Origin of the sequence: Castellaniella denitrificans, assembly GCF_027214045.1 — a bacterium.
GTDB lineage: Bacteria > Pseudomonadota > Gammaproteobacteria > Burkholderiales > Burkholderiaceae_B > Castellaniella > Castellaniella denitrificans_A.
In genome coordinates this window covers 22443-43622 of sequence record NZ_JAPWHE010000007.1, presented here as the reverse complement: position 1 = coordinate 43622, position 21180 = coordinate 22443, and the positions used below count along the sequence as shown (strand labels likewise).

Annotated in this window: 19 protein-coding genes; 7 read left to right on the top strand and 12 right to left on the bottom strand. The window is 68.0% G+C overall.

Annotated elements, in window-relative coordinates; translation table 11 throughout:
* Positions 1-11 precede the first annotated feature (11 nt).
* The 10 genes from hfq to ndk all read right to left on the bottom strand — a co-directional run bounded on the left by hfq (position 12) and on the right by ndk (position 9325).
* On the bottom strand, positions 12-248 hold the full coding sequence (hfq, locus tag O4H32_RS10640; protein ID WP_269359018.1) for an RNA chaperone Hfq: 237 nt from the start codon (positions 246-248) through the stop codon (positions 12-14).
* Between the two features lie 94 nt (positions 249-342).
* Positions 343-1419: a histidinol-phosphate transaminase gene (hisC, locus tag O4H32_RS10635; RefSeq protein ID WP_269359016.1), complete on the bottom strand. Its 1077-nt coding sequence runs from the start codon at positions 1417-1419 to the stop codon at positions 343-345.
* Complete coding sequence (gene der / locus O4H32_RS10630; protein WP_269359014.1) at positions 1416-2801, bottom strand: ribosome biogenesis GTPase Der; 1386 nt, start codon at positions 2799-2801, stop codon at positions 1416-1418. The genes hisC and der overlap by 4 nt, the downstream gene beginning before the upstream one ends.
* Positions 2794-3948, bottom strand: coding sequence for an outer membrane protein assembly factor BamB (bamB, locus tag O4H32_RS10625; protein WP_475572016.1), 1155 nt, complete (start codon positions 3946-3948; stop codon positions 2794-2796). The genes der and bamB overlap by 8 nt, the downstream gene beginning before the upstream one ends.
* On the bottom strand, positions 3948-4586 hold the full coding sequence (locus tag O4H32_RS10620; protein WP_269359011.1) for a YfgM family protein: 639 nt from the start codon (positions 4584-4586) through the stop codon (positions 3948-3950). Before O4H32_RS10620 ends, bamB begins: the two co-directional genes overlap by 1 nt.
* A gap of 8 nt (positions 4587-4594) precedes the next feature.
* Positions 4595-5878, bottom strand: coding sequence for a histidine--tRNA ligase (gene hisS / locus O4H32_RS10615; protein WP_269359009.1), 1284 nt, complete (start codon positions 5876-5878; stop codon positions 4595-4597).
* A 5-nt stretch (positions 5879-5883) separates the two neighbouring features.
* Complete coding sequence (ispG, locus tag O4H32_RS10610) at positions 5884-7194, bottom strand: flavodoxin-dependent (E)-4-hydroxy-3-methylbut-2-enyl-diphosphate synthase (RefSeq protein ID WP_269359008.1); 1311 nt, start codon at positions 7192-7194, stop codon at positions 5884-5886.
* Entirely contained in the window at positions 7191-7694 is a 504-nt protein-coding gene (locus O4H32_RS10605) for a helix-turn-helix domain-containing protein (protein ID WP_269359006.1), read from the bottom strand. Before O4H32_RS10605 ends, ispG begins: the two co-directional genes overlap by 4 nt.
* On the bottom strand, positions 7691-8842 hold the full coding sequence (rlmN, locus tag O4H32_RS10600; protein WP_269359004.1) for a dual-specificity RNA methyltransferase RlmN: 1152 nt from the start codon (positions 8840-8842) through the stop codon (positions 7691-7693). Before rlmN ends, O4H32_RS10605 begins: the two co-directional genes overlap by 4 nt.
* A 57-nt stretch (positions 8843-8899) precedes the next feature.
* The gene (gene ndk, locus O4H32_RS10595) at positions 8900-9325 is read right to left on the bottom strand and encodes a nucleoside-diphosphate kinase (protein WP_269359002.1); all 426 of its coding nucleotides are present in this window, start codon (positions 9323-9325) and stop codon (positions 8900-8902) included.
* 193 nt (positions 9326-9518) lie between these two features.
* On the opposite strand from ndk, the gene O4H32_RS10590 reads away from it, so the two are divergent.
* The 3 genes from O4H32_RS10590 (at position 9519) to O4H32_RS10580 (ending at position 14477) form a co-directional block, all read left to right on the top strand.
* The gene (locus O4H32_RS10590; RefSeq protein WP_269359000.1) at positions 9519-12359 is read left to right on the top strand and encodes a valine--tRNA ligase; all 2841 of its coding nucleotides are present in this window, start codon (positions 9519-9521) and stop codon (positions 12357-12359) included.
* Positions 12360-12471: 112 nt separating this feature from the next.
* Positions 12472-13815, top strand: a complete 1344-nt coding sequence (gene nhaA, locus O4H32_RS10585) for a Na+/H+ antiporter NhaA (protein WP_269358998.1) — start codon at positions 12472-12474, stop codon at positions 13813-13815.
* A gap of 95 nt (positions 13816-13910) precedes the next feature.
* Entirely contained in the window at positions 13911-14477 is a 567-nt protein-coding gene (locus tag O4H32_RS10580; RefSeq protein ID WP_269358996.1) for a cytochrome b, read from the top strand.
* Between the two features lie 45 nt (positions 14478-14522).
* Here the strand turns inward: O4H32_RS10580 and O4H32_RS10575 are convergent, their stop codons facing one another.
* Both O4H32_RS10575 and O4H32_RS10570 read right to left on the bottom strand, forming a co-directional pair.
* Complete coding sequence (locus O4H32_RS10575) at positions 14523-14720, bottom strand: YgaP family membrane protein (protein ID WP_269358995.1); 198 nt, start codon at positions 14718-14720, stop codon at positions 14523-14525.
* 12 nt (positions 14721-14732) lie between these two features.
* Positions 14733-15104 carry an ArsR/SmtB family transcription factor gene (locus tag O4H32_RS10570; RefSeq protein WP_269358993.1) on the bottom strand — a complete coding sequence of 124 codons (372 nt, stop codon included), beginning with the start codon at positions 15102-15104 and terminating at the stop codon, positions 14733-14735.
* Between the two features lie 112 nt (positions 15105-15216).
* Here O4H32_RS10570 and O4H32_RS10565 point away from each other — a divergent pair, with 112 nt between their 5' ends.
* The 4 genes from O4H32_RS10565 to O4H32_RS10550 are packed head-to-tail and all read left to right on the top strand — an operon-like array spanning position 15217 to position 21177.
* Complete coding sequence (locus O4H32_RS10565) at positions 15217-16323, top strand: efflux RND transporter periplasmic adaptor subunit (RefSeq protein ID WP_269358991.1); 1107 nt, start codon at positions 15217-15219, stop codon at positions 16321-16323.
* A complete protein-coding gene (locus O4H32_RS10560) occupies positions 16320-19529 on the top strand; it encodes an efflux RND transporter permease subunit (RefSeq protein ID WP_269358989.1) in 3210 nt (1069 codons plus the stop codon). The genes O4H32_RS10565 and O4H32_RS10560 overlap by 4 nt, the downstream gene beginning before the upstream one ends.
* Complete coding sequence (locus O4H32_RS10555; protein WP_269358988.1) at positions 19526-19735, top strand: YgaP family membrane protein; 210 nt, start codon at positions 19526-19528, stop codon at positions 19733-19735. The genes O4H32_RS10560 and O4H32_RS10555 overlap by 4 nt, the downstream gene beginning before the upstream one ends.
* Entirely contained in the window at positions 19735-21177 is a 1443-nt protein-coding gene (locus tag O4H32_RS10550; protein ID WP_269358986.1) for a TolC family protein, read from the top strand. Before O4H32_RS10555 ends, O4H32_RS10550 begins: the two co-directional genes overlap by 1 nt.
* Positions 21178-21180 lie beyond the last annotated feature (3 nt).

Sequence of the window (21180 nt, the reverse complement as noted above, 5' to 3'; positions counted from 1 at the left end):
ATCGCGACGGATTATTCGGCAGAATCGTCCACCTGGAAGTTGACGGGACGGGCAGGCACGACGGTGGAGATGGCGTGCTTGTAGACCATCTGGGTGACCGTGTTGCGCAGCAGCACGACGTACTGGTCGAAGGATTCGACCTGGCCCTGCAGCTTGATCCCGTTGACCAGGTAGATCGAGACGGGCACGTGGTCCTTGCGCAAGGCGTTCAGGAATGGGTCTTGGAGAATTTGCCCTTTGTTGCTCATGGACGGGGCTCCGGTTATTGAAGTTATGGTGGAGGGTCTATTTTAATGCGTTTCGGTATTGATGCATTGCAGCAGCGCGAAGCCGTCCCGCCGCTCAGTCCGAAGGCAGTGCGCGCAGCGCGTCACACAGGCGGGCGCATTGTTCGGGCGTGCCCACGGTGATGCGCAGATGCTGGTCGATGCGCGGGATGCGGAAATGCCGCACCAGGATACCGGTCTTGCGCAAGCCGGCGGCGATCGCGGCGGCATCGCGGCCCGGATGACGGGCGAAAACGAAATTGGCCTGCGAGGGCAGGACCTCGAACCCCAGGGCGCGCAAATCCTGCGCCAGTTGTTCACGGGCGTCGATCACGGCCCGCCGGGTCCGGTCGAACCAGGCCTCGTCCTCGATCGCCGCCTGGGCGCCGGCCAGGGCCACGCGGTCCAGAGGATAAGAATTGAAGCTGTCCTTCAGGCGCGTCAACCCGGCAATCAGGTCGGCGTGACCCAGGGCGTAGCCCACCCGCAGGCCCGCCAGGGATCGGGATTTGGACAGGGTATGGACGACCAGGATGTTGGGGAAGCGGCCGATCAGGGCGGCCGCCGATTCGGCGCCGAAATCCACATAGGCCTCGTCCACCACCACGGCGCTGTCGGGGCGCGCCCGCGCGATGGCCTCGATCTCGTCCAGCGTCAGGGTGCGGCCGGTGGGCGCGTTCGGGTTGGCGAAGATGATTCCGGCGGGTTCCGGTGCGGCCGGGCCGGTGTAGTCCGCCACCCGCAGGGCGAAATCCTCGTCCAGCGGGAGCAAGCGATGCGGCACGTCGTACAGGCGGCAGTAAGTCCTGTAGAAGCTGTAGGTCACGTCGGGCAGCCACAAGGGACGTCCGCCGCGCAGGAACAGCGCGTTGAAGACATGCGCCAGGATCTCGTCGGAACCATTGCCCAGGAACACCTGATCGGGTGCCAGGCCGAAACGGTCCGCGATCGTGCTCCGCAGGGCCAGCGCCTGGTAGTCGGGGTACAGGCGCAGGTCGTCGGTCAGCGCGGCGCGCATGGCCTCGATCGCCCGGGGCGATGGACCATACGGGTTTTCATTGGTATTCAGTTTCAGCAGGTTCGGGATGCGGGCCTGCTCGCCCGGCACATAGGGCACCAGGCCGGCGATGTGGTCGCTCCAGAGCGTGCTCACGACTCGTCCTTCAGATAGGGGTTGTGCGAGGACTTGAATTCCACCGACAGCGGCGTGCCGGCCAGATTGAAGGCGTCGCGGAACTGGCCTTCGAGATAGCGGCGGTACGAATCGGGCACCGCGTCCAGGGCGTTGCCGTGGATGATGATGCGCGGCGGATTCTGTCCTCCCTGGTGGGCGTAGCGCATCTTGGGCCGGAAAATGCCCTTGCGCGGCGGCGGCTGCTGTTCCACGGCCGCCTGCAGGATGCGGGTCAGCCTGGGCGTGGACAGCTTCGCGAAGGCGGCGGCATGCGCGGCATCCACGGCCTTGAGCACGGGACCGACCCCCTGCCCTTTCAGGGCCGAGAGATGCAGGACGCGCGCAAAGGACAGGAAGCGCAGCTTGCGGTCGTATTCGCGCTGCACCCATTCACGCTGCTCGCGGTCCACCGCGTCCCATTTGTTCAGGCCCACCACCAGGGCGCGGCCCGTCTCGGTGATGAAGCCGGCAATGTGGGCGTCCTGATCGGAAATACCGTCGCTGGCGTCGATCAGCAGCAACACGACGTTGGCGGCCTCGATGGCCTGCAGCGTCTTGATGACCGAGAATTTTTCCACGGTCTCGAAGACCTTGCCCCGGCGGCGCAGGCCGGCGGTGTCGATCAGCGTGTAGCGACGCTCGCCGCGTTCGAACTCGATCTCGATGGCGTCGCGCGTGGTGCCCGGCAGGTCGTAGGCGATGACGCGATCCTCGCCGACCAGCGTATTGATGAGCGTGGACTTGCCGACGTTCGGCCGGCCGGCGATGGCGAGCTTGATACGGTGCTCGTGAGCCCCGCCCTCGTCCGTGGCCGCCTCGGGATCCGCCGCCCCGGATTCGCGGGCCTGTTCGGCCAGCAGCGGAGCGAGCGCCTCGTCCGCCAGGGCCGACACGCCGTCGCCGTGCGCGGCGGAAATCGGGTGCGGCTCGCCCAACCCCAGTTCGTGGAACTGGGCCAGGTCGGCGTGATGACGCATGCCTTCGGCCTTGTTCACGGCCAGCAACACACGCTGTCCGGACTTGCGAAGCAGGCGGGCGATTTCGTGATCGTGGGCGTTGATGCCTTCGCGCCCGTCCACCAGGAAGATCACCACGTCGGACTCGGCGATGGCCTGGGCGGTCTGGCGCGCCATCTCGACCAGGATGCCGCGCGTGGCCACCGGCTCGAAACCGCCGGTATCGACCACGATGTAGGGATGCTCGCCCACCCGCCCCTCGCCATAATGGCGATCGCGGGTCAGCCCGGAGATGTTCGCCACCAGCGCCGCGCGCGAGCGCGTCAGGCGGTTGAACAGGGTCGATTTGCCGACGTTCGTGCGCCCGACCAGGGCCACGACCGGCTTGAAGCGCGTATCAGCCACCGACGCCCACCAGAATCAGTTTGCCGTCGCCCGTCTGGACGATCACTCCGCGCGGAGTGGACACCAGGGCCGAGGCGACCGGACCGCCGCCCACTTGCAGACGGGCCATCAGGGCGCCGTCGGCGCGCGACAGGAAATGCACGTAACCTTCGTAGTCGCCCACGGCCACGGCGGCGCCCACCGGCGCGGGGGCGCCGAGATGGCGGTTGAGCAGCGCCGCCTGCTTCCAGAGTTCGTGACCGTCCTTCAGGTCCAGGGCGCGAACCGTGTCGCGCGCGTCGGACAGGTAGAGCCGCCGGCCATCGGTATTGATGCCGGTCGCGGAGGAGACGTCCTGGGTCCAGACGGCCCGTCCGCCCTGGGACACGTCGAAGCAGGTCGTGCGGCCCTGGTAGCTGACGCCGCACAGCAGCGGGCCGACGATGACGGGCTCGCCGACCACGTCGGTGATGCGTTCCAGGTCGGAGGCTCCGCGCGAGGTGGAGACCGAGCCTTCCCAGCGCACGGCGCCGGACGCCGCGTCGATCACCATCAGGCGGCCGTTGGGCATGCCGGCGATCAGCAGGTTGGGCACCGACAGCATCCGGATGCTGGTGCGCAGCGCCAGGGCGGGGCCGGGGCGCTGCACGTTCCAGCGCAGCTTGCCGGTGGCGGCGTCGAAGGCCTGGATACGGTAATCCGTGGTGCGCACCGCAACAATGCCGTCGCCCACGGCGGGCGGCACGTTGACGGCGCTGGCGGCCTGGCTGCGCCAGAGTTCCTTGCCCTGGGCGTCATAGGCCACGACCATGCCGGACTGGGTCGCCACGGCGACCAGCCGCCCGTCGCTGCCGACCCCTGCCGACAGCGGTCCGGCATCGACACGCCAGCGCAGCGCGCCCGAGGCGGCGTCCAGTGCCGCCACCGCCCCCGAGGGCGTCGCGGCGTACAAGGTGTCGCCCACCAGCGCGGGAGCGAAGCCGTAGCCGCCACCACTGCCGATCGAGACCGACCAGCGCGCCGACACCGCCAGCGAAGGCGCGTAGTCGGTCAGCGGCGCGGGATCGAAACGCGCGTCGGCCTGGGAAAACAGGCCGCAGCCGGACAGCCCGGCGACGACCAGACCGGCGAGCGCCGCGCGAAACAGGCGGAAAGAGGATCGCATGATCAAGCTCCGTTCAGGGCATCGATTTTCAGTTGGACGATCTGGGCCGCAGGATCCGCGCCCAGGGATTTCAAGGCCTCTTTCCAGGCCTGGACGGCCTGTTCGCGCTGACCCTGAGCGGCCAGGATATCGCCGCGCCGGTCGGCGTACAGGCCGGCGAAACCCGCGGGCGGCGTGCCCTGGAGCTGGACCAGGGCGGGCTCGTACTGTTTCTGGGTCAACAGCACGCCGGCCAGACGCAGGCGGGCCACCGCGCGCAATGCCGGGGCGGCCGCGTCGCGGGCCAGCCATTCGAGCTGTTCGCGAGCGCCGTCCAGATCCTTGCGTTCCTGCAGGGCCCAGGCCGCCACCAGCACGCCGCGCGCGGCATAACCCGAGCCGGCGTAATCGTCGCGCAGGGCGGCGCTGGCCGCCTTGATCCGGGTCACCGCGTCGTCGCCCGGCTGGGCCGCGGCGGTCTCGAGCGCCTCGTAGTAGCCCATGGCCTGGTTGGCCTGGTGCGACTGGTACCACTGCCAGCCGCGCCAGCCGGCGAAGACGGCCATCACGGCGAAGACCAGGGCCATGGAAAGCGTGCCGTAGCGTTCCCACCATGCCTTCAGCGCGTCGATTTTTTCCTGTTCTTCGAGATCGTATGCCATGCCTGTGTTCAGATCCTTTGTTGAAGTTTCCCGGCCAATTGGCCGAAGGCGATCGATTCCTGCTGCCCTTGTCCGGCATCGCCGGCGCGCAGCCATTTCACCGTCGCCTGGCCCGAGGCCAGTTCGTCTCCGCCGATGACGACGGCGGCCACGGCGCCACTGGCGTCCGCCCGGCGAAACTGTGATTTAAACCCAGTCGAACCGGCATGGACAAGTGCGCGCAGCCCGGCGTCGCGCAGCGACTCCGCGATCTGCGCGGCGCGCCGCTGGGCTTCATCGCCCTGGTGGACCAGATAGATCTGGCATTCGGCCGGATCCTGATCGGGCGCGTCCTGCTGCCAGAGGTCGAGCAGGCGTTCCATGCCGATGGCGAAACCCACCGCCGGAGCGGGCTTTCCGCCCAGCAGCTCGATCAGACCGTCGTAGCGGCCGCCGCCGCAGACCGTACCCTGGGCGCCCAGACGGTCCGTGACCCATTCGAAAACGGTCAGATTGTAGTAATCCAGCCCACGCACCAGCCGCGGATTCAGCGTATAGGCGATTCCGGCGTCGTCCAGCCGGTCGCACAGGCCCCGGTAATGCGCCAGCGACTCTGCGCCCAGAAAATCGAACAGGCGCGGCGCGGCGTTTGCCATGTCCTGCATGGCGGGATTCTTGGTGTCCAGCACACGCAGCGGATTGCTGTGCATGCGGCGACGGGCTTCCTCGTCGAGCACGTCGACGTGCTTTTCCAGGTGCGCGACCAGGGCCGCGCGATGGGCGGCGCGTTCGGCCGCCTGGCCCAGCGAGTTGAGCTCCAGGCGGATGTCTTTCAGGCCCAGCAGGCGCCACAGACGCGCCAGCATCACGATCAGTTCCGCGTCCACGTCCGGCCCGGGAAAGCCCAGGGCCTCGACGTCGATCTGGTGGAACTGGCGGTAGCGGCCGCGCTGCGGGCGCTCGTGCCGGAACACCGGCCCCATCGCATAGACGCGACGCGGACGGTCGTAGAGGAAATTGTGCTCGATCGCAGAACGCACGATGCCCGCGGTGAACTCGGGCCGCATCGTCAGGCGTTCGTCGTTCAGGGGATCGACGAAAGAATACATTTCCTTTTCGACGATGTCGGTGACCTCGCCGATGCCGCGCGCGAACAGGCGGGTGTGCTCCAGCACCGGCGTGCGCAGGTTCTGGTAGCCGTAGCCGGCCAGCCAGTCGCGCACGATGGCTTCGAGCCGTTCCCAGCGCGCCGTTTCCGGCGGCAAGGCATCCTTCATGCCGGTCAGGCCGGCGACTTTCTTGAATTCGGACATGGATTTCAGTGGGTGTCGCGCGCCACGACGCCGGGGCGGCGCGCGGGCTCGGCGCCCCGCTCCCGCCCGTAGCGCCGGGCCACGTAGTTCTCGACGATGGCCTGGAATTCCTCGGCGATGGCATCGCCCTTGAGCGTCACGGTGCGCTCGCCGTCCACATACACGGGCGCGGACGGGATCTCGCCCGTGCCCGGCAGGCTGATGCCGATGTCGGCATGACGGCTTTCGCCGGGGCCGTTGACGACGCAGCCCATCACGGCCACGTGCATGTTCTCGACCCCCGGGTATTGCGTCTTCCAGACCGGCATCTGGGCGCGCAGGAAAGCCTGGATGCTGGCGGCCAGTTCCTGGAACACCGTGCTGCTGGTGCGCCCGCAACCCGGGCAGGCCACCACCATCGGGGTAAAAGCCCGCAGGCCCATGGTCTGCAGGATTTCCTGGGCGACGACGACTTCACGGCAACGGTCCCCGCCGGGTTCGGGCGTGAGCGAGATGCGGATCGTGTCGCCGACGCCTTCCTGGAGCAGCACCGCCAGGGCGGCCGTGGAGGCGACGATGCCCTTGGAGCCCATGCCGGCCTCGGTCAGGCCCAGGTGCAGCGGATAATCGCACCGACGCGACAGGTCGCGGTAGACGGCGATCAGGTCCTGGACGTGGCTGACCTTGCAGGACAGCACGATGGCGTCGCCGCGCAAGCCCAGTTCCTGGGCGCGCTCGGCGTTGCTGATGGCCGAGACCACCAGGGCTTCGCGCATCACGGCATTGGCCGACCAGGGCACCGACCGGGCGGCGTTCTCGTCCATCATCCGCGCCAGCAGTTCGTGGTCCAGGCTGCCCCAGTTCACGCCGATGCGGATCGGTTTGTCGTACCGGCAGGCGACCTCGATCATCTGCGCGAAATTGTCGTCGCGGCGCTTGCCGCCGCCCATGTTGCCGGGATTGATCCGGTACTTGGACAGCGCCTGGGCACAGTCCGGGAACTGGGTCAGCAGTTTGTGGCCGTTATAGTGAAAGTCGCCCACCAGGGGGACCGGCACGTTCATGCGGTCCAGGGCGTCGCGCAGGGCGGCGACCTGCGCGGCAGCCTCGGGGGTGTTGACGGTGACGCGGACCAGTTCGGAACCGGCCCGCCAGAGCTCGCGCACCTGCAGCGCGGTGGCCTGGGGGTCGGCGGTATCGGTATTGGTCATGGACTGCACCACGACCGGCGCGTCGCCACCCACCCGGACCACATGCCCGCCCCACCGCACGGCAACGCCGCGGGTCGGCCGCCGGGGCGCGGCGCCCGGCTCGGGATTCACGGAATCGGAAGTCATTGACGCAGCGCCTTCAGCCAATCGAACACCAGCCATTGTTCAGGCACCCAGCCGCGATTGACCGCGTACACGCCAACCACGCAGAACAGCACCAGGATCAGCAGCAACCAGGCCCAGGTGCGATGGGCAGGCTCGCCCTTGGGCGTCATGTCGGCCTGCTGCAGGACGCGCCGCGCGCCCAGGGCCGTGACGGCCGGGCGGGGCCGGGTCGGGCCGACCGCATCGTCAAGCAGTTTCAGGACCGCATCCACGTCGGTCTCGAGGAAACGCGCGTAATTGCGCACCAGCCCCCGCAAAGGCACGCCTTCAGGCAGCCGCGACCAGTCGCAGGCTTCGAGGTATTCCAGTTGCACGGCGGAATATTTGATGCGCGCGGAAACTTCGGACAACGACAGGCCGCGCGTCTCGCGCATGCCCCTCAGCGCAGTGCCCAGCGACAGCGCCTCCTGGTCTTGAACCGAATCCGGGCGCCGCAACCCGTCGAGGGAAGTTTCGCTCATCCATGCTCCTTTTTGCGTATGACGATCCTGGCCCGGTCGGGCAGCCGCTCGGTGATGCGCGTCCGGTCGCGGACTTCGCCAGCCAGTTGGCCGCAGGCGGCGTCGATGTCGTCGCCGCGCGTCTTGCGCACCGTCACCACCAGCCCCGCATCGGTCAGTTGCTGGGAGAACAGACGGATGCGCGCCGCCGGGGAGCGCCGCAGACCGGACTGCGGAAAGGGATTGAAGGGAATCAGATTGAACTTGCAACGCACCCGCTTCGCGATCCCGATCAGTTGGCGGGCGTGCTCGTCGGCGTCGTTCACCCCGTCGAGCATAATATATTCGAAGGTGATGAAGTCGCGCGGCGCGTGCTCCAGGTAGCGGTTGCAGGCGTCGAGCAGTTCATCCAGCGGGTGCTTGCGGTTCAACGGCACCAGCCGGTCGCGCAGTTCGTCGTTGGGCGCGTGCAGCGACACCGCCAGCGCCACGGGGCAGTCACGCGACAGGCGGTCCATCATGGGAACCACGCCCGACGTGGACACGGTCACGCGGCGGCGCGACAGGCCGTAGGCGTGATCGTCCAGCATCAGGCGCAGCGCACCCAGCACCTGGTCGTAGTTCAATAGCGGTTCGCCCATGCCCATCATGACGACATTGCTGACGGCCCGATGGGTCTCGTCGGCCGGGGCGCCCAGACGCGCGGCCGCCGGGTCGTCGCGCAAGGCGCGATTGGCATACCAGAGCTGGCCGACGATTTCGGCCGTGGTCAGGTTGCGGCTGAAGCCCTGATAGCCCGTGGAACAGAACGGACAGGCCACGGTGCAGCCGGCCTGACTGGAGATGCAGAGCGTGCCGCGATCGTCCTCCGGGATGAAGACGGTCTCGATGGCGTTGCCCAGCCCCATGTCGAACAGCCACTTGCGTGTGCCGTCGGCGGAACGCTTTTCCAGATTCAGGGGGGGCGCCTGCACGATGCAATGGGCTTCCAGGCGCGCGCGGAAATCCTTGGCCAGGTCGCTCATGTCCGGGAACCGGTCGACGCCGCGCTGATGGACCCACCGGGACAGCTGGCGCGCGCGGAAAGGCTTGCCGCCCCACTGCGCCACGAGCGATTCGAGGGAAGCCGGGTCCAGACCCAGGACATTGATGGTTTCGGCACCGGACATATGCGGATTTTCAGCCTGTGGACCGGTTCCCGGCCGAAGCCGGGAACCGCGCCGCGATCAGCGGCTGTGGATGTTGCTTTCGGGGAAGAAAAAGGCGATTTCGACCGCGGCCGTTTCCGGGGCGTCGGAGCCGTGCACCGCATTGGCGTCGATGCTTTCGGCGAAGTCGGCGCGGATCGTGCCCGGCGCGGCTTTCTTGGGATCGGTCGCGCCCATCAGGTCGCGATTCTTGGAGATGGCGGATTCGCCTTCCAGCACCTGGACGAACACGGGGCCCGAGACCATGAAGTCGACCAGATCCTTGAAGAAGGGGCGTTCCTTGTGCACGGCGTAGAAGCGCTCGGCGTCACCGCGCGAGAGCTGGCGCAGCTGGGCGGCCACGACGGTCAGGCCGGCCTGTTCGAAGCGTGCGACGATCTGACCGATGACGTTCTTGGCGACGGCGTCGGGCTTGATGATGGAAAGGGTGCGTTCAATAGCCATGTGGATTTCCGATAGGGAATGGAAAACGGGGTTTCCGGTGGAATGTAGAATGACGCCACAGCGGCCGCCCCGGAAACCGGGCCGACGATCGGGTCTTGTGGTCAACCGTGCATTTTACCATGGGCGGTTTTGTCTCCATGCGCCTAAAATGACCGTTTTTTCGCCGTCAATCCCCCTGGATACAGAACACCCCATGAGCGATTCCGCCTCCCCCTCCCTGCCCAAAAGCTTCGAACCCCGGGACATCGAGTCCCGCTGGTATGACGAGTGGAATCGACGCGGCCTGTTCGCGGGGGGCCGACACGTCGAGCCCGCCGCGGACAGGACGCCGGAATCTTTCGCCATCCAGTTCCCGCCGCCCAACGTCACTGGCACCCTGCACATGGGGCACGCATTCAATCAGACGATCATGGACGGTCTGATCCGCCATCACCGGATGCGCGGCGACGACACGGTCTTCATCCCCGGCACGGATCACGCCGGGATCGCCACCCAGATCGTGGTGGAACGCCAGCTGGATGCCGAAGGCGTGTCGCGCCACGATCTGGGCCGCGACAAGTTCCTGGAACGCGTCTGGGCCTGGAAAGAGCAATCCGGCAGCACCATCACCGGCCAGTTCCGCCGCCTGGGTTCGTCGTGCGACTGGTCGCGCGAATACTTCACCATGGACGACCGCCTGTCGCGCGGCGTGGCGGAGGTCTTCGTGCGCCTGTACGAACAGGGCCTGATCTACCGCGGCAAGCGTCTGGTGAACTGGGACCCGGTCCTGGGCACGGCAGTGTCCGACCTGGAGGTCGTCAGCACCGAGGAAGACGGCCACATGTGGGAAATCCGCTACCCGCTGGTCGAACCCATGGACGGGCTGACGCATCTGGTCGTGGCCACCACCCGGCCGGAAACCATGCTGGGCGACGTCGCCGTCATGGTGCACCCCGAAGACGAGCGCTACGCCCACCTGATCGGCCGCCGCGTCATCCTGCCCCTGGTGGGGCGCGAGATCCCCGTCATCGCCGATGACTATGTGGACCGCGAATTCGGCACCGGCGTGGTCAAGGTCACCCCGGCGCACGATTTCAACGACTACGCCGTCGGCCAGCGCCACGGCCTGGACATGATCAGCGTGCTGACCCTGGAGGCGAAGATCAGCGACGAGGCCCCCGCGGCCTATCGCGGCCTGGACCGCTTCGAAGCCCGCCGGCGCGTCGTCTCCGACCTGGAATCCCAGGACCTGCTGGGGCAGGTGCGCGCCCACAAACTCATGGTGCCGCGCGGCGACCGCACGAACAGCGTGATCGAACCCATGCTCACCGACCAATGGTTCGTGGCGATGAGCAAACCCGCGCCCGAAGGCACCCTGCACCCCGGCAAAAGCATCACCCAGGTGGCCCTGGACGTGGTGGCCGACGGCCGTGTGAAGTTCGTCCCGGAAAACTGGACCGTCACCTACAACCAGTGGCTGGAAAAGATCCAAGACTGGTGCATTTCCCGCCAGCTCTGGTGGGGCCACCAGATCCCCGCCTGGCACGCGCCCGACGGCCGCATCTTCGTTGCCCGGTCGGCCGAGGACGCCGAACGCCAGGCGCGCGCGGCGGGCGTTGAAGGACCGCTCACGCGCGACCCGGACGTGCTCGACACCTGGTTCTCGTCGGCCCTGGTGCCCTTCACCGACCTGGGCTGGCCCGACAAGACTCCCGACCTGGCGCGCTACCTGCCGTCCGGCGTGCTGGTCACGGGCTTCGACATCATCTTCTTCTGGGTGGCGCGCATGATCATGATGAGCATGCACCACACCGGCGAGGTGCCTTTCCGCACGGTCTACGTCCACGGCCTGGTCTGCGACATGGAAGGCAAGAAGATGTCCAAGTCCAAGGGCAACACGATCGATCCGGTGGACCTGATCGACGGCATCGCCCTGGACCCGCTGGTCGCCAAGCGCACCGCCGGCCTGATGAACCCGAAACAGGCCGAGGCGATCCGCAAACGCACCCGCAAGGATTATCCCGACGGCATTCCGGCCTACGGCGCCGATGCCCTGCGCTTCACCATGGCGGCCTACGCCACGCTGGGGCGCAACATCAATTTCGATCTGAAGCGCTGCGAAGGCTACCGCAATTTCTGCAACAAGCTCTGGAACGCCACGCGCTTCGTGCTGATGAACGTGGAGGGCCACGATCTGGGCCGCCCCGCCCAGGGCGACCTGTCGTTCGCCGACCGCTGGATCATCGACGGCCTGCAGCGCCTGATCGACGAGGTGGATGCGGGCTTCGGCCAGTACCGCTTCGACCAGATCGCCGACCGCCTGTATCACTTCATCTGGGACGAGTACTGCGACTGGTACGTGGAACTGGCGAAGGTCCGCCTGCAGACGGGCGACGCCGCGCAGCAGGCCGCCGCGCGCCGCACCTTGATCCACGTGCTGGAAACCCTGCTGCGCCTGACCCACCCGATCATGCCCTTCATCACCGAGGAACTCTGGCAAAAGGTCTCGGTGGCGGCCGGCGTGCGCGATGCGGACACGCCCGCCAGCATCAGCGTGCAGCCCTGGCCGGTCGCCCGTGCCGACCTGCGCGACGCACACTCGGCCGGGCGCATGGCCGCGCTGAAATCGCTGACCGACGCGATCCGCGCCCTGCGCGGCGAAATGGGCCTGGCGCCGGGCCAGCGCGTGCCGCTGCTCGTCCAGGGCGCCGAGGCCGGCCTGGACGAGCTGGCCCCCTACCTGGTGGCGCTGGCGCGCCTGGAAAGCGTCCAGGCCGTGGACCAATTGCCGGACGTGGGCGCACCCGTCCAGGTGGTCGGCACCACGCAGTTGATGCTGCACGTTGAAATCGACCTGGAAGCCGAACGCGCCCGGCTGGACAAGGAAATCGACCGCCTCGAGAAGGAAATCGCCAAGGCTTCCGGCAAGCTGTCGAACGCCAGCTTCGTCGAGCGCGCTCCGGCGGCGGTGGTCGAACAGGAAAAAGCCCGCCTGGCCCAGTTCGGCGAAACCCTGGAGCGGGTCCGGGCGCAACGGGGTCGGCTGGGGGGTTGAGCGCGGACGCCTTCCCGAATCCTGTAGAATGTCCTGTTCCGGGTGTTAGCCGCATCGTGCGGCGGGACAGGACAACGCGCTGGTCGGGCCGCCACGCAGGAAGACCGCGACCATGTCCAGCACACCGCCGCAAGAAATCCCACGCGCCCAGTTGCTTGCCGAACGTGCTTTCTCCACGCTCGAGCGTTTTCTCCATATCGAAGCCGTCAGCGGCGCCATCCTCCTGCTGGCGGCCGCTTGCGCCCTGATCTGGGCCAATTCCCCGCTGGCCGACGGCTATCACGCGCTCTGGCACACGCCGCTGTCCATCGGGCTGGGCGATTTCGTCTTTTCACGATCCCTGCATTTCTGGATCAACGACGCCCTGATGACCGTGTTCTTCCTGGTCGTCGGCATGGAAATCCGCCGCGAGATCCACGAAGGCGCCCTCAGCGATCCGCGTCAGGCGGCGCTTCCCATGGCGGCGGCCCTGGGGGGCGTGGTCGTCCCGGCGCTCATCTACGTCGCGCTCAACGCCGAACCCGCCAGCCGCCAGGGCTGGGCGGTCCCGACCGCCACCGACATCGCCTTCGCGGTGGGGGTGCTGGCGCTGCTGGGCCGCTCGATCCCGGGCAACGTCCGCGTTTTCCTGCTGGCGCTGGCCATCATCGACGACATCGTCGCCGTGCTGATCATCGCGTTCTTCTATTCCGGCGGGCTGCAGTATGGCGGCTTCCTGGTGGCGATCCTGGGCATTCTGCTGGTCTTCGGCCTGCAGCGCATCGGCGTCGGCTCGGCCCTGGCCTACGTGATCCCCGGCGCGGTCGTCTGGAGCGGACTGCTGATCACCGGCGCCCACCCCACCCTGGCCGGCGTGGCGCTGGGTCTGCTGACACCGGTGCGCTCGATCCCCATGCGCGAACAACCGCTGGATGCGCTCTCGCGCGCGATCGGCGACCTGCCCGACCGGAAGACCTCGCCGGATCCCGGCGCCGGCCAATTGGCCGGACCGCTCCGGCGGCTGCGCCTGGCCCAGCGGGAACTGCGTCCCCCCGTGGTGCGCGTGCAGACGGCGCTGCACCCCTGGGTGGCCTTCATCGTCATGCCGCTGTTCGCGCTGGCCAATGCCGGGGTCACGCTCGCCGGCGTGGATCTGTCGATGCCCGGCCCTCAATGGGTGATGGTGGGCGTGGCCGTGGCGCTGGTCGCCGGCAAGGCGGTCGGCGTGATCGGCGCAAGCTGGCTAGTGGTCCGTCTGGGCTGGTGCCGCCTGCCGCCCGGTGTCAGTTGGGGAGGCGTGTGCCTGATCGGCCTGCTGGCGGGGATCGGATTCACGATGTCGATTTTCATCGCGATGCTGGCCTTCGCCGACGAGGGCCTGCTGGCCGCGGCGAAGCTGGGCGTGCTGGTGGGTTCGCTGACGGCCGCGATCCTGGGGCTGGCCTGGGGCACGGTACTGATCCGGAGACGCGCCTGATCCGGCGCATTCATCCATCGTTCACCCATTCCGGTCTATGCTGCAGGCAGGCGGGGCCGCCCCCGCCCTCCTCTCTTTGGATCCGGAGACTTCCCATGTCCGTCCCCACGCATCGCTACCATGGCCTGTCGATCGCCGCGCACTGGCTGACGCTGGCGCTGTTGATCGTCCTCTACGCACTGATCGAACTGCGCGGGCTGGCCCCCAAAGGCAGCGACCTGCGCGATGCCATCAAAATGTGGCACGGCATGTTCGGCCTGACCGTGCTGTGCCTGACCGTCATCCGCCTGACACTGCGCCTGACGTTCCGGGCCCCGCCCATCACTCCGCCTCCCTCTCCCCGGCTGCACAAGCTGTCGCGCGCCACGCACGCCGCCCTGTATGGGTTCCTGATCGCGGCGCCCCTGCTGGGCTGGCTGACCCTCAGCGCCCAGGGCAAGCCGGTGCCGTTCTTCGGCTTCGAATGGCCCGCCCTGATAGCGCCTGACAAGGCGCTGGGCCACAGCCTGGAAGACATCCATGGCACCCTCGGCACACTGGGCTACTTTCTGATCGGCCTGCATGCCCTGGCGGCGCTTTACCATCACTACTTCATGCGTGACGATACATTGGTGCGCATGCTGCCGACGCGCGGAAACGCGCGGAAATCCTCCGGATCCTAGCGTCCAGGCGCATGCGCGGCGTCACGCCGCGCATGCGGGCGGGCCCTAATCCCTGGGTTTCAGCGGACAGGTGTTGATGCCCAGCACCGCATACAGCGGGCAGAAGCGGAACAGCGCGGTGGCCACGGCCACCAGACCCAGCCAGCCCCACCAGCCAATGGTGCCGTTGGCGGCCAGCAGGATGAGAACGAGGCCGAGAATCAGGCGCAGGATGCGGTCGATCGTGCCGATGTTGAACTTCATGAGGGACTCCTGTCAGGGTAGTTCATGAGAGGAATCGGACGCGCCCGCGCGCAAGGCCGCGAAGGCCGCGCGCTGGGACGCCGATTGTTCGATTTGCCGCAGGATGCTGCCGCAGACGAGGTCGCACAAGGCATTGACCGACGGGTCGGCGATCCGATAATAGACACTGTTGCCGCGGGTCTCGCGTGCGACCAGCCCGTGCTTCCTCAGCACGGACAGGTGGCGTGAAACGTTCGCCGCCGTGTAATCGCATTGCTGCGCCAGTTCGCCCACGTTGTATTCCCCCTGGCGCAGCAAGCTCAGGATATGCAACCGGGTCGGTTCGGACAAGGCCCGAAAATAGGCCGCGACCGGCTCGAGGACTTCGGGGGGCAAATGACCCATTACAGAAAGCTCACAAACTGATGGATGAACCATGAGTGTATCCCGCCGATCCTGATCAATCAATTAAATGTCTAATTGACTATTTGCGTGTTTGATTAAATAATAACATTAAATGAATGACGCTCAACAAGAAAACATGCACGCCATGCCCGCACAATGCCCGCCCGCCCTCATGCGTCCGCTCCGCTACCGGTTCATCCGTCAAGCGGGGTCCGGCCTGCTGTGCGCCTTTCTGACGCTGACCGTCCAGGCGCAGCCCCTTCCGCCCACGGTGCCGGTCAGTGCCGTCACCGCCCCCGACCGCTTGAGTCTCGACGGCATGGTCCAGGCCATCCGCGAAGCCACGATCGCCGCCCAGGTCGCCGGAACGGTGGCCGCCGTCGACATCCAGGCGGGCGATGAAGTCCACGCCGGGCAGGCGCTGCTGCGTCTGGATGGCCGGGAGGCCGGGCAGACGCAGCAGGCCGCCCAGGCCCTGATCCGCGAAGCGGACGCCGAGCTCGCCCTGGCGCAGGCCGAGCTGCGGCGCCGCAAGACACTGTACGAACAGCGCTATATCAGCCAGGCCGCTTATCAGCAGGCCCAGGCCCGCGCGGAAACGGCCCGGGCCCAGGCGGCGGCCCGGCATGCGCAGGCCGGGGCCGCGCAGACGCATCACGACTATTTCACGATTCTGGCGCCGCATGACGGACTGGTCAGCCGTCTGGACGCGCACCCGGGCGATATGGTCATGCCCGGCCAGCCGTTGGCCCTGCTTTTCGATCCGGGGGCGTTGCGTATCCAGGCAACCGTCCCCCAGCGCCATGCCGCACGACTGGCGCCCCAGGCCCATGTTCAATGGCCCCCGGGCTACCCGGATCTGCCCGCGACACTGCCCGTCCAGGTCCTGCCCGCTCGTGATCCCGGCAGCCTGACGGGCACCATCCGCCTGGCCCTGCCGCCCGGCGCGCGCGGCCCGGCCCCGGGCACTCCCGTCCGCATTCAGATCGATCTCGACGGCACGGCGCGCACGCGGCTCTGGATACCGGCCGAGGCCGTCGTCCGGCACGCCGATCTGCGCGGCGTCTACGTCCTGGGCGCGGACGGCGCGCCCCGTCTGCGGCAGGTCCGCCTGGGGCCATCGGACGGCGGCCGGATCGAGGTCCTGGCGGGGTTGCAGGCGGGCGAAGCCGTCGTGCGCAATCCCGGCCTCCTTGCTCCGGAGGGCCTGACGCGATGAAGACGACACCGGGCATTGCGGGGCGCATCACAGCCCTTTTCCAGGACAACCGCCTGACGCCCCTGCTCGCGCTTGCCTTGCTGCTGGCCGGCCTGTTCGCGCTGTTCGTCACGCCCCGGGAAGAAGAACCCCAGATCGACGTCACCATGGCGACGATCACGGTGGCCTGGCCCGGGGCCTCCGCCAAGGACGTCGAACAGGTCATCTCCACGCCGGGAGAACGCATTCTGGCGCGCATGGAGGGCACCGAGCACGTCACATCCATGTCCATGCCAGGCCAAGCCGTGCTGACCGTCCAGTTCAAGGTCGGCATCCCCCGCACCGAGGCGCTGGTGCGCCTGCACGACACACTGCGGACGCAATCGTCCGGCTGGCTGCCCGAGGGTCTCGGCATCCGGCCGCCCCTCGTCCAGCCGCGAGGCGTCGACGATGTCCCCATCGTCACACTGACGCTTCACGCCGCCCACGCCTCGCCGCGCGATCTGGAGTGGATCGCCCGCAGCATCGAGTCCGACCTCAAGCGCGTTCCCGGGACCCGCGACGTCTGGCTGATCGGCGGCGCCGAAAACACGGTCCGAGTGGACCTGGACGCCGGCCGCATGGCCGCTGCGGGCGTGACGATCCAGGATGTCGCTGGCGCCCTGAACGACGCCAATCAGAGCGTGCGCGCCGGCGACCGGATCGTCGGCGACCGGAGCCTGACGGTGGACGCCGGCCGGTTCCTGCGCACTGGCGAGGATGTCGCCGAACTGATCGTGGCGCGGCGCGGCGCAAGGCCCGTACGCCTGCGCGAGATCGCCCATGTCTCCGAAGCCCAGCCGCCTCCCGTCCATTACGTCGGCTATCGTGCGGCGAGACGCGAAGGCAACGCCGAAACCGCCGTGACGCTGGCGATCACCAAGAAGCCCGGCGAAAACGCCATCGATGTCGCCAACGGCCTGATGCGCCGCGTGGAAGCACTGCGCAACACCGTCATTCCTCCCGATGTCCAGGTCACGGAAACCCGCAATTACGGCGCCACCGCCGATGCCAAGGCGGGCACGCTGATCCACAAGCTGATCTTCGCCACACTGTCGGTGGTCCTGCTGGTCCTTCTGGCCCTGGGGTGGCGCGAGGCCGTCATCGTCGGACTGGCGGTCGGTCTGACGCTGGCCGCCACGCTGTTCGCCTCCTGGGCCTGGGGATTCACCCTGAACAGGGTCTCGCTGTTCGCACTGATTTTCTCCATCGGCATCCTGGTGGACGACGCCATCGTCGTCGTGGAAAACATCCACCGGCACGCCGGCCTGCGCCCCGATCTCCCCCCCGCGCGCCGCATTCCAATGGCCGTGGACGAAGTGGGCGGCCCCACCATCCTGGCCACTTTCACCGTCATCGCCGCGCTGCTGCCGATGGCCTTCGTCACGGGACTGATGGGCCCCTACATGAGCCCCATCCCGATCAATGCCAGCATGGGGATGCTGATCTCCCTGGGCATCGCCCTGACCCTGACGCCATGGCTCGCCATGCGCATGGGCGGTCACGCCGCCCCGCACCCGCCCGCAGGGCCGGGGCGTTCGCAACGCATCTTCCAGCGCCTAATGGATCCGTTCCTGACGGCCCCTCGCGCCGCGCGCAACCGGGTCTGGCTGGGACTGGCCGTCCTGGCACTGGTCCTGGGCTCGATGCTGATGCCCGTCCTGGGCTGGGTCGAGCTGAAAATGCTGCCCTTCGACAACAAATCCGAATTCCAGGTCATGGTGAAGATGCCGGCCGGCACGCCGCTGGAACGGACCGACGCCGTGCTGCAGACATTGGGCGACCAGCTTCTGGCCCAGCCAGAAGTCACCGACATCCAGACCTATGCCGGCACGGCCTCGCCCATCAATTTCAACGGACTGGTCCGTCAGTACGACCTGCGGCGCGATCCGGCGCTTGGCGACATCCAGGTCAATCTGGTGGACAAAGCCCGGCGCGACGCGCAGAGTCACGCCATCGCCATGCGGGTCCGGCCGGTCCTGCAAGCTGCCGCCGCCCGGCTTGGCGCCGAAATCCAGGTCGTCGAAGTGCCCCCCGGCCCGCCGGTCCTGGCGCCCATCGTGGCGGAAATCTACGGCCCCGACCCGGCCGGACGCCAGGCGCTGGCCGGTGCCGTGCGCCAGGTCTTCGAGCGGACCGGGGGCATGGTGGACATCGACGACAGCCGCATCGCCACCGCGCCGAGGATCGTGCTGGCCGTGGACCGCGAACGCGCCGCGCAGGCCGGCGTCTCCCAGGAAGCCGTCGTCCAGGCCCTGCGGGCCGGCCTGGACGGCCTCCAGGCCGGCATCCTGCGCGACGGCCATTCCCGGCCCACGGCCATCGTGCTGGGCATGCCGCCCGAGTACCAGGGCCGGCCCGAGGAGTTGCTGCGGCTGCCCGTCCGGGCCTCGGACGGTGCCATGATCCCCATCGGGGAACTGATCAGTGAAATCCGGACCACGCGGGAGCAGCCCATCCACCACAAGGATCTGCTCCCGGTGCAATACGTCACCGCCGATATGGCCGGACAGGTCGACAGCCCGCTGTACGGCATGTTCTCCGCGCGCGCCGCCCTGGCCCGGCTGGACACCCCGGACCACCGGCCGCTGGCGGAATTCTTCACACGCCAGCCGGAGGACGCCTACGGCGGCTACGCCATCAAATGGGACGGCGAATGGCAGATCACCTATGAAACCTTCCGCGACATGGGGCTGGCCTACGCGGTAGGCCTGCTGCTGATCTATCTGCTCGTGGTCGCGCACTTCGGATCGTATCTGATGCCACTCATCATCATGGCGCCCATCCCGCTCACGCTGATCGGCGTAATGCCCGGCCACGCCCTCCTGGGCAAGCAGTTCACCGCCACCAGCATGATCGGCATGATCGCCCTGGCGGGCATCATCGTGCGCAACTCCATCCTGCTGGTGGACTTCATCCTGATGCGTCTGCGCGAAGGGTCCGGCTTCGCGCAGGCCGTCGTGGAATCGGCAGCCACCCGCGCCCAGCCCATCCTGCTGACCGGCCTGGCCGCGATGCTGGGGGCCTTCTTCATCCTGGACGACCCGATCTTCAGCGGCCTGGCGATCGCCCTGATTTCGGGCATCGCCGTCTCCACGGCGCTGACGCTGCTCATCATCCCGATCCTGTTCTTCAGCGCCTTCCGCAAGCGCGCCCACACACTCATCCCTCAAGGAGACCCCTCATGACTTCCTGGCAACTCGTCCGCGTCTTCGCGGGCCTCTTCATCCTGCTGTCGCTGCTGCTGGGCGCCCCGGCCAGCCCCTGGTTCCACAATCAATGGTGGCTGGCCTTCACGGCGTTCGTCGGCCTGAACATGCTGCAAAGCGGCGTCACGAAATGGTGCCTGCTGGAGCGCATCATGCACCGCCTGGGCGCGCGTCGGGGCGACTGATGGCACCGCGCACCGACAGGCCGCCGCAGCGGCGGCGCCCGCATCCCGCCGCGCTCGCGCTGGCGGCCGCGCTGACGCTGGCCTGCGCGCATGGCGCCGGCGCGACCGACCTGCTCCAGGCCTGGGAGGCCGCGCGGACGCACGACCCGGAACTCGCCGCGGCCCGCCAGGGCCTGCTGGCGGGCCAGGCACGCGCCGACCAGGCCGACAGTCTCTGGCGCCCCACCCTGGAGGCCCAGGCTTCAGTGGGGCGAGCGACCCAGGAAAGCCAGACCCGGGGCGCCCACTTCGCGGCGGCCGGGCTAGGCGCCATGGACGGAGCCGATTTCGACACATCGATCCGCAACGGCTCCCGGTCTGAATACGGCATCCAGCTGCGCCAGCCCCTGATCGACCTGGGACGCGACGCCCAGGCGCGGCAACTGCGCCATGCCTCCATGCGTGCCGAAGCCGCCTGGACCATTGCCGAACAGCAGGCCGCGCTGCGCGTCGCCCGCCGCTATTTCGATGTCCTGACGGGCATGCGGCGGCTCGACGTGCTGCAATCCCAGAAACGCGCCGTGGAGCGGCTGCTGGCGCAGGCGCGGGCCCGCTATCGGGCAGGAGACGCTTCCATCCTCGACACGCATGAAGCCGAAGCCAGGCTGGGTCAGATCGACTCCCAGGTGGATCTGGCCGCCACACGGCTGGAGCTCGCCCGGTCCGCTTTCACCCAGGCCTCGGGCCTGCCCGCCAAGGGACTCGCGCCGCTGCGCGAAGACGCCCCCGAACTCACCACCCCGCCGGACCAGCCGCTGTCGGCCTGGCTGGACCGGGTCGGCAAGGCCAGCCCCGAACTGCGCCAGGCGCTGGAGACCGCGGCCATGGCCGCCGAACACGCCGAGGGACTGCGCGCCATCGCCCAGCCCACGCTGAGCCTGGTCGGCGCGGCGGGCCGTACGCACCTGAGCGGTGCCGGACAGTACGGAGACGCGGGCTACGCGGCGACGCAATGGTCCGTCGGCCTGGAATTGCGGATCCCCTTGTACACGGGCGGCATGCGCGACGCCCGGTACCGCGAGGCGCTGGCGCAACGCGATGGCGCGCGCTTCCAGATCGCGTCGACGCAGCAGCGCCTGGAGCTGCGGACCCAGGCCGCATGGCTGAGCCTGGACACGGGGCCGGCCCGCATCCGCGCGTTACGCCAGGCGCGGGAAGCCAGCGCGGCGCGACGCGACGCGACCCGCCTGGGCGTCGAGGCGGGCGATCGCACTCGGCTGGACCTGCTGGACGCCGAACAGGCTCTGGCGCAATCCGAACTGGATCTCCATCAGGCCCTGGCCGACCTCGTCATCGACCGGCTGGAACTTCAAGCGCTGGCCGCGGGCCTGAGCCCGCATGAACTGGCCTCGGCCAACTGCGTCCTGGCCGGCGCGCGCTGCCCCGAAAAGGGTGGCGGATGACCC